The sequence below is a fragment of the Xanthomarina maritima genome, from assembly GCF_008084905.1.
Taxonomy (GTDB): Bacteria; Bacteroidota; Bacteroidia; order Flavobacteriales; family Flavobacteriaceae; genus Xanthomarina; species Xanthomarina maritima.
The window spans coordinates 451-18404 of record NZ_VSFC01000019.1 but is presented as its reverse complement, the minus strand read 5'-3'; the positions used below and the strand labels follow the sequence as shown (position 1 = coordinate 18404).

Genomic DNA, 17954 nt, shown 5'->3' with positions numbered 1-17954 from the left:
TTCAGGTTTAAAGTTTTCAATACCTATTCAAACAGCCGAATAAAATATACAAATGACTATAAATTGCAAAGGCAACCTCATAGATTTATCGACTCCAAAAGTCATGGGAATATTAAACCTGACTCCAGATTCTTTTTTTGATGGTGGCAAATACAAAAACGACAGTGAGATTCTTTCTCAAGTTTATATGATGCTTAAAAATGAAGCCACATTTATTGATATTGGTGCTTATAGTTCCAGACCAAATGCAGACCATATAAGCGAGGAACTGGAATTGAAACGTTTACTTCCAATAATCGATTTAATTGTTAAAGAATTTCCAGAGATTTTAATTTCTATTGATACTTTTAGAAGTCAGGTTGCTAAACAAGGCATTGAAGCTGGAGCTGCTATAATCAATGATATTTCTGCAGGACAATTAGATAATTTCATGTTAGAAACTGTTGCAAAACTTAAAGCTCCTTACATTATGATGCACATGAGAGGTACGCCACAAACCATGCAAAAACAAACCACTTACGAAAATTTAATAAAAGAGATGTTATTTTATTTTTCAGAAAGAATTACAAAAGCAAAAGCTTTAGGAATAATAGACATGATTGTAGATCCTGGATTTGGATTTGCAAAAACTAGCAAACAAAACTTTGAAATCTTAAACAAATTAAACCTTTTTAATATTCTTGATAAGCCAATCTTAGTTGGACTTTCCAGAAAATCTATGATTTATAAAACACTGGAAAATTCTGCTAAAGAGGCGCTAAATGGCACAAGTGTTTTAAATACAATTGCTTTACAAAACGGAGCTTCTATTTTGCGAGTTCACGATGTTAAGGAAGCTATGGAATGTGTTAAACTTGTTGAACAATTAAAATCTTAAAATGAAATATTTTAAAACAGTTATACTCCTTTTACTTATGTCTTGTGGTAATGATAAAATTGTTCAACTTCCAGAAATTAATCATTCTGAAATTAGTGAAATTATAGATGTTTCTGCAGCTTATTTATTTTACGACGAAACTAAAGCAGACAGTATTGAGCTTAATAGAAAAACATTAATAAGCACAACTAATTGGCTGATAAACGTAGATAAACGCTTGACTTTAAAACAAGCAATTCCAAAAATTATATTCTTACAAAACAAAAAACGAAATGCAGAAGTTCATAAAAACGAAGCTGCCAGAAATTATTATACCTGTCACGACACTAGTATTAACAATTTAGGATTTATCGATTTCACTGATATTTTTTATATAAAGAAAAGTACAGATGAAGTTGTAAAGGAATTAAATGATTTCCATTTAATATTCAATAATCTTTCAGACATAAGAATTACAGCATCAAATAGCAAAGAGTTAGCAACTTCTGAATTTAATTTAATACAAAACATTAAAAATGTAATTTTAGAAAATGATGACCCTAAAACACTTCATTTATTTTTCAACGAAGACTTATCCTTTCAAAATTATATTACTTTCAAATCATTATTAAATCAATTAAATTCAGAAAATGTTATTATAGCTAATAAAGAGTTCGTTTTTAATTAAGTATATTTTGCTAAATTTACCAAAACACCTAACTCTTGGAAATCTTTAACGACCTTTTAAAATTTACTGCTATAGACATTATAGATGTTATTTTGGTAGCACTTCTACTCTATTATGTTTATAAACTTGTAAAGGGGACTGTTGCTATTAATATCTTTATAGGAATTGTAATTATCTACTTTATTTATTTATTAACTGATGCGCTTCAAATGAAGATGCTTAGTAAGATTCTAGGCGGTTTTATGAGTGTTGGATTAATTGCCTTAATAGTTGTTTTTCAACAAGAAATTAGAAAATTCTTATTAATGGTTGGCTCTACTAATTTTAGTAAACGACGAAAATTTTTTCAACAATTTAAATTTTTAAAAACAGAAGCTGATAACAAAACTGATGTTGATGCTATTGTAGCCGCATGCAATAAAATGGCTACAACAAAAACTGGTGCTTTAATTGTTTTTGAATGTAACAACAATCTTGATTTTCTTGCTAATACAGGTGATGAAATGAGAATTAAAGTCACACAACCTATAATCGAGAGTATCTTTTTTAAAAATAGTCCATTACACGATGGTGCCATAATTATTGCAGATAATATTGTAAAAGCAACAAGAGTTATTCTACCAATTAATAACGAAAAAACATTACCAAAACGTTTTGGATTAAGACATAGAGCAGCAGTTGGTATTACAGAAAAAACAGATGCACTTGCTCTTGTTGTAAGTGAAGAAACAGGACAAATATCTTTTTTTAAAGATGGAGAGTTTATTATGTTTAAAGATATTCAAGAATTAACTCAATTAATAAAAAAAGATTTAGCATAATATGACTTGTAAGAACTGTAAAACTAATTTAACTGATACAGATTTATATTGCAAAAACTGTGGTGGGAAAATAATTAAAAACAGACTTACTATTTCAAATCTATTTGAAAATTTTAGTGAACAATTTCTAAATTACGATAATAAATTTCTACAAACATTTATTTGCCTTTTTACAAAACCCGAAGATGTTATTGGATCTTATATTGATGGCACCAGAAAAAAATATGTAAATCCAATAAGCTTCTTTGCTATAACCATTACACTTGCAGGGTTGCAAATGTTTTTTATCTCTAAATTTTTCCCAGAAGGATTAGATCTTACTGACTTTGTTGCTGAAGGCCAAGCTCAAATGTCTAATAAATGGATGAAGAATATGTTTGAGTATCAATCAATAGTACTCATGTCATTTATTCCATTATATGCTTTGGTATCTAAAATTGTGTTCTTCAACAAAAAAAAATATAATTATACTGAGCATCTAGTGATGTTTCTTTATATCCTTTCGCAAAATTCTTTGGCAATGATTCTGCCAACACTTATTGCTCTGGCTTTAGGTTTTACTATGGGAAATATAACTTTATACACTATAATGTTTCAAATAGGTTTTTCAGCTTATTGTTTAAAACGTGTTTTTGATTTAAGTCTAAAAGGTATTGTTTTAAAAACCTTATTATTTTTTATTGTAGGCTTTGCATTATACATAATCTTAGTTATATTATTAATATTAATTATGATTATATATTATGGTGGTTTTGCTGAGTTTGCTAAAGCAGTAAAACCTACATAATTTCTTCCTTTAAAAATTGCACTTCGTACAAATTCTTATAGTAGCCATTTTGCTTTTTAAGAAGTTCTTTATGTGTGCCTATTTCAACAATTTGCCCAGCATCCATCACAATTATTTTATCAGCTTTTTTTATGGTAGCTAATCTGTGAGCAATAACAATGGACGTTCTATCTTTGGTAATTTTAGCAGTAGCATTTTGTATAAGTTGCTCAGAATAAGAATCGACTGAAGAAGTCGCTTCATCTAAAACCAAAATACTTGGATTGGTTACATAAGCTCTTAAAAACGAAATTAATTGTCTTTGTCCAGATGATAACATAGCGCCTCTTTCCTTAACATTATAATGGTATCCATTTGGAAGACTCATAATAAAATCATGAATTCCAATATCTTTTGCAGCTTGCTCAACATCTTCAATTAAAATATCTGGATTATTTAAACTAATGTTATTAAAAATTGTATCAGCAAACAAAAACACATCTTGTAATACAATAGCAATTTGTGCTCGTAATGACTTGAGAGTAAATTTTTTAATATTGAAATCATCTATACAAATAACACCTTGATTGATATCGTAAAACCGATTCAATAAATTAATAATAGTAGATTTTCCAGCTCCAGTAGCTCCAACAATAGCAACTGTTTCGCCTGCATTTACTTCAAATGAAATTCCTTTTAAAACTTCTTCATCTTCTACATAACTAAAATGAACATCCTTAAATGAAATATGTCCTTTAAAATGAGAAGCTACCTGAGTTCCAATATCATCGATTTGAGATGTTGTATCTAACACTCTAAAAACTCTTTTTGCCGCAACCATTCCCATTTGAAGCGTATTAAACTTATCAGCAATTTGACGAAGTGGTCTAAACAACATAGGAATCATCATTATAAAAGCTGTTAAGTCTCCTAATGATGCTGTTTGATCAATTACTGTATTTAATCCACCATACCATGCAATAAGACCAATTGTAATTGAAGAAGATAATTCGGCAATTGGAAAGAAAATAGAGTTATACCAAACCGTTTTTAGCCAGCCTTTTTTATGTCTATTATTTATTTCTTTAAACTTTTTATACTCTGTATCTTCTCTTGTAAACAATTGAAGAATTTTCATTCCAGTTAAACGTTCTTGAACAAAAGAATTGAGATTGGATACTTCAGTTCTTACTTCTTCGAAGGCACGTTTCATATATTTTTGAAATAGCCTAGTAGCATATAAAACTAATGGTAACATTAAAAATACAATCAAACTTAATTCCCAGTTCATATATAACATTACTAATGAAACTACTATCATGGTAAGTAAATCTCTAAAAATCATAAAAAGACCTTCACCAAATACATCTGCTATTCGTTCCATATCTGTTACAGCTCTAGTTATTAACACTCCAACAGAAGAATTATCGAAGTATTTCATTCTAAAACGAATCATGTGATCAAACAGCTTAACACGAATATCTTTCACCACACTTTGTCCTAAATATCCTGAATAATATATAAATAGTAATTGACAAACAACTTCAGCAAAAAGCAGTCCTGCCATTAGATATATATATGGTAAAAACCCTTCAATAGTTTTGGTAACAATATTTTTATCAATTGCTTGTTGTAAAATATATGGCCTTAACGCACCAAAAATTGCTAGTAAAATAACTGCTGTAAGGACTCCAAAAAAAACATGTTTATATGGTTTAATAAACTTCAACAGTTTTTTAGATAATTCTATTTCAAAAATGGAGTCTATTTTACTCATATATTTTTTCTACTGATTTTTTTTTTATTATTCAGTTATTTTAATTGTATTAGGATATAAAACTTCTATTAAATACAAACCATGTGCTGGAACAGAAAAACCAGCTTCGCTTCTATTTTTAGATTTTATAATAGAGTGTAAATCTTCAACATCTAATTTCCCTAAACCTATATTTATTAATGTTCCAACAATAGCTCTTACCATATTTCTTAAAAACCTATCTGCTTTAATATGAAATTGCAATTCATTTTCAATTAGATGCCAATCTGCATATACAATATCACAATTATAAGTGTTTACATCTGTTTGACTTTTAGAAAAACATTGAAAATCTTTATATTCTAATAATATTTTCGATGCTTCTTTCATTTTAAAGACATCTAAACTCTGCTTTAAATAATAAGAAGCATCATAATTAAAAACATCTTTAGATAGTGATATTCTATATAGATAAGCTCTACTTATAGCATCAAATCTGGCATGAGCGTCAGGCATAACTTTAAAAATATCCAAAACGGCAATATCTTTAGGTAAAAAAGAATTGAGCTTATAAATTAAATCTTCAACTTCAAATGCTATATCTGTTTCAAAATGTGCAAACATTTGCTTAGCATGTACTCCAGCATCTGTTCTTCCTGCACCAACAATAGCAATTGGTTTATTTAAAAGCGTGGATAAGGATTTTTCAATAACTTCTTGAACAGAGATAGCATTGGGTTGACTTTGCCAACCATGATACCCTTTTCCATTATATGAAAGCTCTAAAAAATATCTCAAGTGAAAATGCTATTTTTGTGAAAAGCAAAGATAGAATTTTAATCCTTCTTTGAATTTCAAATAAAAGTTAAATAATAAAAGAGATTCTTACTTTCTTGGAAAGCCACTATGAAAAAAATCCTTCTCCTCTCTGACACTCATGGCTATATAGATAATGCTATTATTAAACATGTTAAACAAGCAGATGAAGTTTGGCATGCAGGAGATATAGGAGATTTAAACGTAACTAACCAAATAAAGAATATAAAACCATTAAAAGCTGTTTTTGGAAATATTGATAGTCAGGACGCTAGAGCAGAATTTCCAGAAAACAATAGATTTAAGTGTGAAGGTATAGATGTTTGGATAACACATATTGGAGGATATCCAAATAGATATGATATTAGAATTAGGGAAGCTTTAAGAAAGAACCCACCAGATTTATTTATCTGTGGCCATTCTCATATTCTAAAAGTAATGCCTGATAAGAAATTAAACTTATTGCATATGAATCCTGGTGCTGTTGGAAAATATGGGTTTCATAAAGTTAGAACCATGCTTCGATTTATAATCGATGACAACAATATTAAAGACTTAGAAGTTATTGAATTTGAAAACAGGTAATAAAAAAACCCAAGGTCTTCACCTTGGGTTAACGCACTAATACTACTAAGATGATAGGCTTATCTTAATCGATCTACAGATTTTACGAGATCTTCATCCTTCTTAATGGCTTTATTGGCTAATGCCAAAAACACGATAGAAATAATAGGAAGAAAAATCCCAATACCTTTCTCTGAAACTACAGTTTCTCCAGATAAATTTAGAGATTGATACACAAATAATCCTAGTAAAAAAAAGTTTAATATTATGTTTAGTCGTCCCAACATAAATTGAGATTTTCTATGTTTAAATCTTGAAATAGATAGTATTGAAATGAATGCTGACACCAGAAACAAAGCAAAAATATAATTTACATCTACTGCATATATTTTTACATTTTCAGGAGTTGTCCATAATTCGAACACATAAATAAGTCCTCCAGAAACTCCGGCAGCAATTAATAAATATATAGTTTGAATTCTTTGAAGCATTAATTATTCAATTTAAAGGCACAAAAATAATAGTTTCTTTTTAAAAATTAACTTAAATAAATAAAATAAAGTTGTATAATTGCATTAATAAATTACAACTATCACAGTTGTAAGCTATTAATTCTTCAGAATAAAATCAATTTTTTTCAGAAAAAATCAATTTAAATATTTAATACAAATATTCAATTCAACATCCATGTTTGAAATCTCACAATTAAAAGAAATGAAGCTTCCTGAGTTACAGGAGATAGCTAGTAAATTGAACGTTTCGAAGTATCGTTCTTTAAAAAAATTAGATTTGGTGTATCAAATACTAGATCAACAAGCTGCCAACCCAAAAGCAGTAAAAGAAGTTGTTAAAGAAGAGCCAAAAAAAGAAGCTCCAAAACAACAAGACAAAAAGCCTAGACAAAGAGTACAAAGGCCAGCAAGAGAGAATCAAAAATCAGAACAAAAACAAACTCAAAATGTAAAAACTGAAACTCCTAAGGCCGAAACTCCTAAATCTGAAAATCAAAAACCTCAATCTACGAACCCTTCAAATTCTAATCAGAATACTGAAAACAAAAGCAAAGATGAGAGTAAGGATGAGAAAAAAACTCATTCTAAAAACGACAATCAAAATCGTCAAAAAAGAGAAAATAAAAATCCGAACCAAAATAAAAAACAAAATCAGGGCAATTCAAATGGAAACAAAGATACTAGAAATAGGTATCGAGAGCCAGATTTTGAATTTGATGCCATTATTGAAAGTGAAGGTGTTTTAGACGTCATGCAAGATGGATATGGTTTTTTACGTTCATCAGATTACAATTACTTATCATCTCCTGATGATATTTATGTCTCGCAATCTCAGATTAGATTATTTGGGTTAAAAAAAGGAGACACAGTTCTTGGAAATGTGAGACCTCCTAAAGAAGGAGAAAAATATTTCCCTTTAATTAAAGTAAATAAGATTAATGGTCAAAGCCCAGATGTGGTTAGAGACAGAGTATCTTTCGAACATTTAACGCCACTTTTTCCTCAAGAAAAATTTAATTTAGCTGAAAGACAAAGCACAATTTCTACTAGAATTATGGACTTATTTTCACCAATTGGAAAAGGACAACGTGGTATGATAGTCTCACAGCCTAAAACTGGTAAAACCATGTTATTAAAGGATGTTGCTAATGCAATTGCAGCAAACCATCCCGAAGTATATCAAATGATACTTCTTATTGATGAACGTCCAGAAGAAGTTACAGACATGCAACGTAATGTACGTGGTGAAGTAATTGCTTCAACTTTCGATAAAGAAGCTCATGAACATGTAAAAATAGCCGACATCGTATTAGAAAAAGCTAAACGACTTGTAGAATGTGGACATGATGTAGTTATATTATTAGATTCAATAACACGTCTAGCTAGAGCATACAATACAGTGCAACCTGCATCTGGAAAAATATTAAGTGGTGGTGTGGATGCAAATGCTTTACACAAACCAAAGCGTTTCTTTGGTGCTGCTAGAAATATTGAAAATGGTGGCTCTTTAACTATTATTGCAACAGCTCTAACTGAAACTGGATCTAAAATGGATGAAGTTATCTTTGAAGAATTTAAAGGAACAGGAAATATGGAATTACAATTAGATAGAAAAATATCTAATCGTAGAATTTTCCCTGCTATAGACCTTACTTCTTCAAGTACTAGACGTGATGACTTATTATTAGATGAAAATACCATTCAAAGAATGTGGGTTATGCGTAAGTATTTAGCAGATATGAATCCTGTAGAAGCTATGGAATTTATAAATGATAGATTCAAACAAACAAGAAATAATGAAGAATTTTTAATATCCATGAACGGATAATTTAAACCCTCTTTTAATAAAAAAACCTTGATAGCTTATCAAGGTTTTTTTATATTATAATTTTAAATAATGTGACATAAAAAAAGCCTTTCAATTAAAATTGAAAGGCTTTTTAAATATTTTATATAATATGTAGCTTATAAAGATGCAACGTGCTTAGACAAGCTAGCTTTTAAATTAGATGCTTTATTATTATGAATAATATTCTTTTTAGCTAATTTATCTATCATAGAAACTATTGTAGGAAACATTGTTTCAGCTTCTGTTTTAGATTCTAATTCCCTTAATTTCTTAATAGCATTACGTGTTGTCTTATGCTGATATTTGTTTCTTAAACGTTTAGCTTCGTTACTTCTAATTCTTTTTAATGCTGACTTATGATTTGCCATTATATTATCTTTCTTTTATAAAAATTGTAGCCCGTAGGGGAATCGAACCCCTCTTACCAGGATGAAAACCTGGCGTCCTAGCCGATAGACGAACGGGCCATTTGGTTTTGAGTGCGCAAATATATAACTATATATTTAAACTTGCAATACATTTCAAAATAACTAACAATGTTTCCATTGCGGATGCAAAAATACAACTATTTTTAAATGTTGCAACACCTAAATAATATTTTTTTAAAAAAAAATTAATTAATAGGCTTTTGCAAACAATACTCTACGTTTTGAAGGGTTTCCAGTAAGCACACAAATACCTTTTTCATCCTTTTCATCCACTGGAATACATCTAATTGTTGCTTTTGTAAGCTCCTTTATTTTAGATTCTGTCTCTTCTGTTCCATCCCAATGTGCTGATATAAAACCTCCTTTTGATTCTAAAACAGTTTTAAATTCCTCAAAATCATCAACTAAAGTAATGTGAGAGTTTCTAAAGTCTAAAGCTTTTTTATAAAGTGTATTTTGAATTTCAATCATTAAACTTTCAACTTTAGAAGTCAAACTATCTAAAGCTATAACTTCTTTTGTTAGAGTATCTCTTCTAGCTAACTCTACGGTACCATTTTCTAAATCTTTTGGTCCTATTGCAATTCTTAATGGTACACCTTGTAATTCGTGTTGTGCAAATTTTGCACCTGGACGTATAGTTGTTCTATTATCAAATTTAACAGAAATATGTTTTGCTCTTAAATCGCTCATCATTAGATTGGCAATTTTAGTTATTTCTTCAAATTGCTCGTCATTTTTATAGATTGGCACTATTACAACTTGATTTGGTGCTAAATTAGGAGGCAAAACCAATCCGTAATCATCACTATGAGTCATTATTAATGCTCCCATAAGTCTTGTAGAAACTCCCCAAGAAGTAGCCCAAACATAATCTTGTATGCCTTCTTTGGAAGTAAACTTTACATCAAAAGCTTTAGCAAAATTTTGACCTAAAAAATGAGATGTACCTGCTTGTAATGCTTTACCATCCTGCATCAAAGCTTCTATACAATAAGTTTCTACTGCACCTGCAAATCGTTCACTTGCTGTTTTAATTCCTTTTATGACTGGAATAGCCATAAAATTTTCAGCAAAAGTTGCATACACATTATTCATTAATTCTGCTTCATGTATGGCTTCAGCTTTTGTTTCGTGAGCCGTATGTCCTTCTTGCCACAAAAATTCGGCTGTACGTAAAAATAAACGAGTACGCATTTCCCAACGAACTACATTTGCCCATTGATTAATTAGTAAAGGTAAATCTCTATAAGACTGTATCCAACCTTTATATGTGTTCCAAATAATGGCTTCACTTGTTGGTCTTACAATTTTTTTAATGATACGGCGACCACCGANTATGTGTTCCAAATAATGGCTTCACTTGTTGGTCTTACAATAAGTTCTTCTTCAAGTTTAGCTTCAGGATCTACACGTAATTTCCCAGGATTATCTGGATCATTTTGTAATCTATAATGTGTAACAATAGCACATTCTTTCGCAAATCCTTCTGCATTTTTCTCTTCTGCTTCAAATAAACTTTTAGGAACAAATAAAGGAAAATAGGCATTTTGATGACCTGTTTCTTTAAACATTCTATCTAATTCAGCTTGCATTTTTTCCCAAATAGCAAAACCATAAGGTTTTATTACCATACAACCTCTAACTGCAGAATTTTCCGCAAGGTCTGCTTTTACAACAAGTTCGTTATACCATTTAGAATAATCCTCAGCTCTACTTGTAAGTTTTTTGCTCATATACAGGTTTTTGGCACAAATATTGCACCTATGTTAAATATAAAAATAGTTCAGCAAAACTAACTATTTTTGTTATGTTCAACAATTAAATTTAAGAGATATGCAAAATAATAACTCCTTTTTCAAAAAAACACCATTTGCAGCTGTATTTGGCTTATTACTTGTTTTAGCATCTTGTGGTTCTTCACAAAATGCAACTCAAGATAATGATGGTATTTATAATTCTGAAACAACTGTTGAATATCATGAAGAAGCTACAGAAACAAACCCTATAACTGAAAGCCAAATCTATTATAAAAATTATTTCAAAGAAAAATCTTATGATTATCAATTACCTGAAGAAGAGGAAAATGAAATATTTACTGATGTCGATGATTATGAGGGAGAATATGCTGTAGCTCAAGACTCATTAGACACTGAGTATAATAGTTATGCTGGATGGGGAGAAGATAACAATGATATTTCTATTACTATAAGTACTGGGTTTAATTATGGTTGGGGTTATAACCCTTGGTATTACCCTTATTATTATGGTGGTTTTTATCCTTATTATGGATATGGCTGGGGTTATTATAATCCTTGGTTTCCTTACCCTTATTACGGTGGCTATTACGGAGGTTATTATGGTGGTGGATATTATGGTGGCTATTACGGAAGTTACGCATATGGAGGAAGAGGTTTAGCTTATAGCTCTAGTAGAAGAGGAAACTATTATGGTGATAATTATTATGGATATAGAAATTCTAATGCTTATAATGGCAGAACTAGATATAACAGTTCAAGTTTAGGCTATTCATCTACTAGAGGAAGAAGCAATACAACAAATTCTTCACTAAGCACAAGAACAACAACAAGACCTAGAACATCAACTTCAAATAATTCTACAACAACTTCTAGACCGAGAACTACAACAAGACCAGAAGTTGGTACTACATCTACTCCTAGGCCTAGAACGACTACAAAACCTAGATCAAACACAAACTCTAATAATACGGTAAGCCCTAGAACAAATTCAACTCCTAGAAGCAATTCTTCTAGATCATATTCCCCTAGTAGATCTAGTTCCCCTTCTTATTCAGGTGGAGGAAGAAGCTCTGGTGGAGGAAGTAGAGGAAGAGGTAGATAAAAAAAATACAAAAAAGAAAAATATTGATGTATGAAAAAGTTAATCTTACTATTCATAAGTGTTATATCTATATCTAATTTATATGCTCAAGACGTTTCAGATGCATTAAGATATACCAATGACGAGTTACAAGGAACTGCTAGATTCAGAGCGTTAAGTGGTGCTTTTGGTGCTCTTGGCGGAGACATGAGTGCCGTTAGTATAAACCCTGCTGGTTCTTCTATTTTTAATGTCAGCCACATTTCAATGTCTCTTTCAAATAATAACATTAAAAATGAAGTACAATATTTTAATGGATTTAATACGTCTAAAGAATCGAATTTAGATTTAAATCAGGCTGGAGCAGCTTTTGTTTTTAATAATTCTAACAGCAATTCAAACTGGTCAAAATTTGCATTTAGTGCTGCATATGACAAAGTTCAAAATTATAACAACGATTGGTTTGCAAATGGAAATAATACCACTTCAATAGATCGATATTTTTTAGATATTACAGAAAATCAAGCAATTCCGTTTGGTGTTCTAAAACTACAACCTGGTGAGTATATTGAAGAGGCTTATGCAGATATAGGTTCTAGTCCAAATTATGGCTACCCAGTACAACAAGTGTTTTTAGGTTATTGGGCAGGAATTATTGATCCAGTTAATTTAGATAATAACACTAATGATGATGAAACAAACTATTTTTCGAATACTGCTCCTGCTTCTTCTTTTTATCAGGAATATTATTATGCATCTTCTGGTTATAATGGTAAGTTTTCCTTAAATTTTTCAACAGCATTTAAAGACCGAATATATTTAGGAGTTAATTTAAACACACATTTTATTAATTATGATAAGTTTACTAGTTTCTATGAAACTAACAACGACCCAGATTCCTTAGCAAAAAATATTATTTTCGAGAACTGGCTTTCTACATTTGGCTCAGGTTTTTCTTTTCAGCTAGGAGCTATTACTAAAATCACTAACGATTTAAGATTAGGTTTAACTTACAATTCGCCAACATGGTATAGAATAGAAGAAGAGTTAATTCAGAATATAGATTCTAACATTGCAGATCCAGAAATAGGATATATTTCTAGAATTATAAATATTTACCCTTCATATAATATTCAATCTCCTGGTAAATTTACTGGTAGTTTAGCTTATATTTTTGGAGAATATGGTTTAATTAGTTTTGATTATTCTTTAAAAGATTATAGTAACACTAAATTTAAACCTACTTCAGATTCGTATTTTTCAAATCAAAATAATGCAATAAATAATCTACTAACTACAGCCTCAACTTATAAAGTTGGTGCAGAAATAAGATTGAAACAATTAAGCTTTAGAGGTGGTTATAGATTTGAAGAAAGCCCTTATAAAGATGAAACAACGCTTAGCGATCTGAAGGGTTATTCTTTAGGATTAGGTTATAGTTTCGGAAATTTTAAATTAGATATGGCTTTCGACCAAGCAAAACAATCTGCTGAATATAAATTATATAATAATTCTGGCTTTCCAAGTGTTGCCTCAATTGATTCTAGATTAACTAATGTTACGTTTACTGTAGGATTTAATCTATAACTCGAAACGTATTTACGAATAATATGAAGATTAATATAAATCTGAGCTTTTTTGTTTTCTATCTTTTTAAGCTAAAATGAGCCCTGAATTGTTTCTGTGTGCTTGCACTTTCTCCTAACTCGCGATATTTAACTACAAACCAATAATCGCTTTCTGGCAGGAATTCACCATTATAAGTTCCATCCCACCCTGGTCCTGTTGGACTTAATTGCTTAAGCAACTTTCCATATTGATCAAAAATGTAAATAATAGCATCGTATTGATTTTCAATTCCAAATATTTGCCAAGTATCATTATAGCCATCGTTATTTGGTGTAAAGATTAGAGGGTAATCCATTATTAAAACAATTTCACTAGCGACACCACAACCATTGATATCTCTTGCTTGAATGACATGCTCTCCAAAAGATATATGAGAGAATGTATAAGTGTTAGTATTTGGCTCGTTACTCACCCAAGGTCCATTATCTATACTAAATTCAAATAACGCAGAACCTTCTCCTGTTGTAGTTACTTCTACAATATGATTATCTGCAAAAGCCTCTGAAATCACAGTAGCAGATATATTGGGTGGTGAACTTTCTAAAACTGTTGCAGTTGCAGAATTGATACAACCTGTTAAATTATTGATAACAATTACTGAGTAAGATCCACCTTGAATTGGTTCGAAAATAGATTGTGTTGATAAAATAATTGATGGATTACTTGTTTCAATCCACTCAAAAGTAAATTCCTCGTCATTTAAACCAGTATCTATAACAGGATTATTTATTACTTCAGTTCCATTTTTATTAATACATATATAATAGGTGTCATTTAAACTTATTTCTGGCAACAAATTAACTCCTATTTCGAATGATCCAATATCAAAACACTCAATTACTACAGAAGCTATATTGTCTATTCGTGCATAAATAGTTTCAGGGTTATTTGAATTATGATATATATTTGATAATGGATTTTCATCCATCTGTGCATCAGCATCATTCTCATAAAATGTAACTGAATATAAGATAGGATCTAATCCATTTAAAATTTCTGAAGTTTTAGTATTTAAATCAAATTCTCCAACTCCATCATTGTCTTCATAATAATCACATATTATATATGGTTGAATACTTGTTGGAAAAATAGGTGTATCTAAAAACTCTACATTAAACTCGTAAAGCTGAATTAATGCTCCAGTGCTGTCTAATGCATTTGCTCTATACGTTTTAGAATCGAATACATTATAAGTTGCTGAATTTGCCCCATTTATTAAAATAAAACTTCCTAAATTAGTAACATCTTCAACAAACCATAAATAACTGGCTGCATTTGGGGTCGTTGCATCTAGAGCAAATGAATCTCCATCACAAGCTTTAAAAGATTCTAATATTGAACAGTTTGTTGAACCAGTTCCTGTTAATTGCTGTATACTGATAAACCCTGGTTGACCTGAAAAATTAGTTACAAGAAGTAAATAGTATTGCCCAGAGATTGCATTAGGAATATTAGCATCTTCAATACCATTTGGTGAATAACTACAGTCTATTGTGTTAGACGCAGTTAAACTAGTACTACAAGCATCTTCAGCATTTATAAATGGGCCATAAAGGATAAAGTCGACATCTAAATTTGGACTCCCTCCTAGCGAACTACTTTGTTCTATTATTAGATTTATATTGCCACTTAGGCCTATCTGTAAAAAAAACCATGCTGGATTTGGTTGTGTTAATAAACAACCATAATCTGGGCCAATTTCAGCACTAGAACCATTGGAAGTATTTGCAAAAGAAAACTCAGCAGAACTACAAATTGGTTCTGCATCTGCACAATAATTTGCACCTCCAGTTTGGCTAAAAATATTAAAATAGACCAAACAAAAGAATATAATTAATAGATATACTTTTCTAAACAAAAACATAAAAGATTAAATCTGAAAATAGCAATTCTATTACAAATTTAATCTTTTATAATTCTTTTCTTTATCTTTTTAAACTAAAGTGTGCCCTAAATTGTTTTTGAGCGCCATCACTTTCTCCTAGTTCTCTATAATCGATGGTAAACCAATAATCGCTTGAAGGTAATAATTCGCCATTATACGTACCATCCCAACCTGGTCCAGTAGGACTTAGTTGTTTTAGTAATTTACCATACCGATCGTAAATAAATATTTTAGCATCGAATTGGTTTTCAATTCCGAAAATTTGCCAGGTATCATTATAGCCATCATTATTAGGAGTAAAGAATAATGGGTAATCCATAACCAGAACCATATCGCTTGCAATACCACAACCATTGATATCTCTAGCTTGAATGACATGTTCTCCAAATGGCACATTAGAGAATGTATAGGTATTTGAATTTGGTTCATTACTTACCCAAGGTCCATTATCTATACTAAACTCAAATAAAGCAGCTCCATCTCCTGTTGCTGTTACCACAATAATATGGTTATTAGCAAAAGCTTCAGTGGCTACAGTTGCTGTAACCATTGGAGGTGAACTTAACTGAACAACTGTAGAGTCTGAGCTCGAACAACCACTATTAATATCTGTTACAGTAACTGTATAATTACCCTCAACTGTTGGCATAAAAAATGAATCTGTACTTAAAATGGTTGATGGGTCTCCATCTTCAATCCATTCAAAAGTATATAAACTAGAACTTAATTCTGTATCGATGGTAGGATTACCAATAACCTCAGTACCATTTAGATTAATACAGATAGTGTAAAAATCGTCTATATTAAATACAGGAAGTGGGTCGACAATTAAATCGAAAGTTACAATAGCATAACATCCTGTTCCATCATCTGATGCATCATTAGGATCTCCAGTATTTGTAACACGAACATATATTGTTTGTGGTGATGATATATTAGTATATGCTGTAGCGTTATTAATTGCGTTATCTCCAGATTCAGCATCATCAAGTGTTTCATGATACGTAACCATTTCATCAAAATCATTTAACATTAATCCTTCATTTTGAGTCAAATCAAATTCTTCTTGCAAATCGCCAGGATTATTATCATCACAAACTGTTAAATCTGGTAAAACATCATTAGGTGTTGGTAAAGTATTGACAATTAACGTTAAACTGGTTACAGAATAACAACTGCTTCCACTAGCTGTTTCGGTTACAGTTACAAATATTGTTTGTGGATTGTGTGGTAAACCTCCTATAGACACATTATTATAAGCAGTGTAATCTGAAATTGGGTTATTAGGAATGTCTGCCATAGTCTCATAATAATTTACATCAAATGTTGCATCTCCACCAGTTAGGCCATCGTTTTGGGTTGTTAAATCAAAAACTGCATAACCATCATTATCTGAAGAATCATCACAAATTTCATAAATTCCGTCTTGTGCTTCAGCAGGGATTTGTGGTATTGGATTTACAATCAAATCAAATTGACCTACATTTATACAGCCATTTAAACCTTCTAAACGCACATATATTGTTGTATTTCCAGAAACATAATTTGACAAGTCAGGTTCAATAATTGGGTTCACACCTGGAATAGCTTCAGCATCAGCCAATGACTCATGGTAAGTCAATACAAAATCAGCAGGATTTTGTGTACCATAGATAGTAGCATCCATAGTGGTTAAATTAAATGTTGCCATGCCATCTAAATCATCATCACAAATTACATAAGGACTAATGTTGTCTGGAATTTCTGGTGCTGGCTCAACAATAAGCTGTAACTCAACAATAGTTGCACAATCAAGTCCAGTTCCAAATTCAACTCTTACATAAATAATTTGTCCTGCAACATTAGATAACGAATCTCCTTGAGGATTAACATCATCCAATGCATTTTGAAGTGTTAAATGAAAGGTAACAATTAAAGTAGGATCTGTCGCTAAAATATCATCTCTAACTGGTGATAAATCAAAGGTTCCTAAATTATCATTATCTACATCACAGTCATATAGTGGAGTAGGTGTAGCAACAGGAGGTCCTGTTAATACATTTAAAGTCAAGGTAGTCGTATCAAAACAGCCTGTATTTGAATCTTCAACTCTAACATAAACCACCTCTCCATCTGTTCCTATATATGCTGAAGAAGATGGCATTACTTCAGGCATTCCTGCTTGAGCTGCAGTTAAACTATTATAATAAGTTACTATATAATTAGTGTTTCCACCAGAAATCTCATTGTCTTTAACAGTTAAATCCATCTCCGTAACACCATCGATTACCGTATCGTCACAAACAACAAAAGGTGTTGGTGGCACAATGGTTGGCATTGGGTTAATGGTAACATCAAAACTATTTTCAGCAAAACAGTTAGGTGTTGTTCCTGTTTCAGCATACACATAAATTGTTTGAGTACTTGTTATTAAATCTCCTGCATTTAGCATTGATCCTGTACCTCCTGCTCCAGTATAATATGTTCCATTTGTTAATGCTGGTAGTGTATAACTATCACACATAGTAACATCTGTAGGTGCATCTACCAATGGTATTGTGCCA

At 30.8% G+C, this 17954-nt stretch carries 14 protein-coding genes, 1 tRNA gene and 1 pseudogene; 8 read left to right on the top strand and 8 right to left on the bottom strand.

Translation table 11 applies throughout. The annotated features are described in order from the left end of the window. Positions 1 to 52: 52 nt before the first annotated feature. From folP to FVF61_RS03185, 4 genes are read left to right on the top strand one after another with little or no spacing between them, the layout of a single operon-like run. On the top strand, positions 53 to 877 hold the full coding sequence (gene folP / locus FVF61_RS03200; RefSeq protein WP_148453230.1) for a dihydropteroate synthase: 825 nt from the start codon (positions 53 to 55) through the stop codon (positions 875 to 877). Between the two features lies 1 nt (position 878). Further along, the gene (locus FVF61_RS03195; protein ID WP_148453227.1) at positions 879 to 1544 is read left to right on the top strand and encodes a hypothetical protein; all 666 of its coding nucleotides are present in this window, start codon (positions 879 to 881) and stop codon (positions 1542 to 1544) included. A 35-nt stretch (positions 1545 to 1579) separates the two neighbouring features. Continuing rightward, positions 1580 to 2365 carry a diadenylate cyclase CdaA gene (gene cdaA / locus FVF61_RS03190; protein ID WP_148453224.1) on the top strand — a complete coding sequence of 262 codons (786 nt, stop codon included), beginning with the start codon at positions 1580 to 1582 and terminating at the stop codon, positions 2363 to 2365. A 1-nt stretch (position 2366) separates the two neighbouring features. Then, complete coding sequence (locus tag FVF61_RS03185) at positions 2367 to 3152, top strand: DUF3667 domain-containing protein (protein WP_148453221.1); 786 nt, start codon at positions 2367 to 2369, stop codon at positions 3150 to 3152. On the opposite strand, the gene FVF61_RS03180 is transcribed toward FVF61_RS03185, so the two are convergent. Together FVF61_RS03180 and truA are read right to left on the bottom strand one after the other, a co-directional pair. Beyond that, the gene (locus FVF61_RS03180) at positions 3145 to 4908 is read right to left on the bottom strand and encodes an ABC transporter ATP-binding protein (protein ID WP_148453218.1); all 1764 of its coding nucleotides are present in this window, start codon (positions 4906 to 4908) and stop codon (positions 3145 to 3147) included. The two genes, FVF61_RS03185 and FVF61_RS03180, sit on opposite strands and share 8 nt — an antisense overlap. A 27-nt stretch (positions 4909 to 4935) precedes the next feature. After that, positions 4936 to 5685, bottom strand: a complete 750-nt coding sequence (gene truA / locus FVF61_RS03175; protein WP_148453215.1) for a tRNA pseudouridine(38-40) synthase TruA — start codon at positions 5683 to 5685, stop codon at positions 4936 to 4938. A gap of 108 nt (positions 5686 to 5793) precedes the next feature. Between truA and FVF61_RS03170 the strand changes: the two genes are divergently transcribed. Continuing rightward, entirely contained in the window at positions 5794 to 6288 is a 495-nt protein-coding gene (locus tag FVF61_RS03170; RefSeq protein ID WP_148453212.1) for a metallophosphoesterase family protein, read from the top strand. Positions 6289 to 6347: 59 nt separating this feature from the next. Here the strand turns inward: FVF61_RS03170 and FVF61_RS03165 are convergent, their stop codons facing one another. Next, the gene (locus FVF61_RS03165; RefSeq protein ID WP_148453209.1) at positions 6348 to 6758 is read right to left on the bottom strand and encodes a DUF4293 domain-containing protein; all 411 of its coding nucleotides are present in this window, start codon (positions 6756 to 6758) and stop codon (positions 6348 to 6350) included. A 196-nt stretch (positions 6759 to 6954) separates the two neighbouring features. On the opposite strand from FVF61_RS03165, the gene rho reads away from it, so the two are divergent. Then, positions 6955 to 8607 (top strand): transcription termination factor Rho, encoded by a 1653-nt coding sequence (gene rho, locus FVF61_RS03160; RefSeq protein ID WP_148453206.1) that lies wholly within the window; start codon positions 6955 to 6957, stop codon positions 8605 to 8607. A 137-nt stretch (positions 8608 to 8744) separates the two neighbouring features. Here the strand turns inward: rho and rpsT are convergent, their stop codons facing one another. The 3 genes and pseudogenes from rpsT to FVF61_RS03145 form a co-directional block, all read right to left on the bottom strand. Continuing rightward, positions 8745 to 8996, bottom strand: coding sequence for a 30S ribosomal protein S20 (gene rpsT, locus FVF61_RS03155; RefSeq protein ID WP_148453203.1), 252 nt, complete (start codon positions 8994 to 8996; stop codon positions 8745 to 8747). A 27-nt stretch (positions 8997 to 9023) separates the two neighbouring features. Next, positions 9024 to 9095: transfer RNA gene (locus tag FVF61_RS03150), tRNA-Glu, on the bottom strand. A gap of 150 nt (positions 9096 to 9245) precedes the next feature. After that, positions 9246 to 10792, bottom strand: a pseudogene (locus tag FVF61_RS03145) (His/Gly/Thr/Pro-type tRNA ligase C-terminal domain-containing protein). Positions 10793 to 10892: 100 nt separating this feature from the next. Here FVF61_RS03145 and FVF61_RS14240 point away from each other — a divergent pair. Then, the gene (locus tag FVF61_RS14240; protein WP_199757261.1) at positions 10893 to 11918 is read left to right on the top strand and encodes a hypothetical protein; all 1026 of its coding nucleotides are present in this window, start codon (positions 10893 to 10895) and stop codon (positions 11916 to 11918) included. Positions 11919 to 11948: 30 nt separating this feature from the next. Beyond that, the gene (locus FVF61_RS03135; RefSeq protein WP_148453200.1) at positions 11949 to 13484 is read left to right on the top strand and encodes an OmpP1/FadL family transporter; all 1536 of its coding nucleotides are present in this window, start codon (positions 11949 to 11951) and stop codon (positions 13482 to 13484) included. A 58-nt stretch (positions 13485 to 13542) separates the two neighbouring features. Here the strand turns inward: FVF61_RS03135 and FVF61_RS14300 are convergent, their stop codons facing one another. Next, a complete protein-coding gene (locus FVF61_RS14300) occupies positions 13543 to 15384 on the bottom strand; it encodes a T9SS type B sorting domain-containing protein (protein WP_233586669.1) in 1842 nt (613 codons plus the stop codon). A gap of 67 nt (positions 15385 to 15451) precedes the next feature. Then, positions 15452 to 17954 (bottom strand): T9SS type B sorting domain-containing protein (locus FVF61_RS14295; RefSeq protein WP_233586666.1); only part of this gene is annotated, 2503 nt, incomplete at its 5' end.

Excerpts from the sequence above, each read along its gene's own strand:
- FVF61_RS03165 (WP_148453209.1), bottom strand. The coding sequence starts at position 6,758 with ATGCTTCAAAGAATTCAAACTATATATTTATTAATTGCTGCCGGAGTT.
- FVF61_RS14240 (WP_199757261.1), top strand. The coding sequence starts at position 10,893 with ATGCAAAATAATAACTCCTTTTTCAAAAAAACACCATTTGCAGCTGTA.
- rpsT (WP_148453203.1), bottom strand. The coding sequence starts at position 8,996 with ATGGCAAATCATAAGTCAGCATTAAAAAGAATTAGAAGTAACGAAGCT.
- FVF61_RS03195 (WP_148453227.1), top strand. The coding sequence starts at position 879 with ATGAAATATTTTAAAACAGTTATACTCCTTTTACTTATGTCTTGTGGT.
- FVF61_RS03185 (WP_148453221.1), top strand. The coding sequence starts at position 2,367 with ATGACTTGTAAGAACTGTAAAACTAATTTAACTGATACAGATTTATAT.
- rho (WP_148453206.1), top strand. The coding sequence starts at position 6,955 with ATGTTTGAAATCTCACAATTAAAAGAAATGAAGCTTCCTGAGTTACAG.
- FVF61_RS03135 (WP_148453200.1), top strand. The coding sequence starts at position 11,949 with ATGAAAAAGTTAATCTTACTATTCATAAGTGTTATATCTATATCTAAT.
- FVF61_RS03170 (WP_148453212.1), top strand. The coding sequence starts at position 5,794 with ATGAAAAAAATCCTTCTCCTCTCTGACACTCATGGCTATATAGATAAT.
- FVF61_RS03180 (WP_148453218.1), bottom strand. The coding sequence starts at position 4,908 with ATGAGTAAAATAGACTCCATTTTTGAAATAGAATTATCTAAAAAACTG.
- folP (WP_148453230.1), top strand. The coding sequence starts at position 53 with ATGACTATAAATTGCAAAGGCAACCTCATAGATTTATCGACTCCAAAA.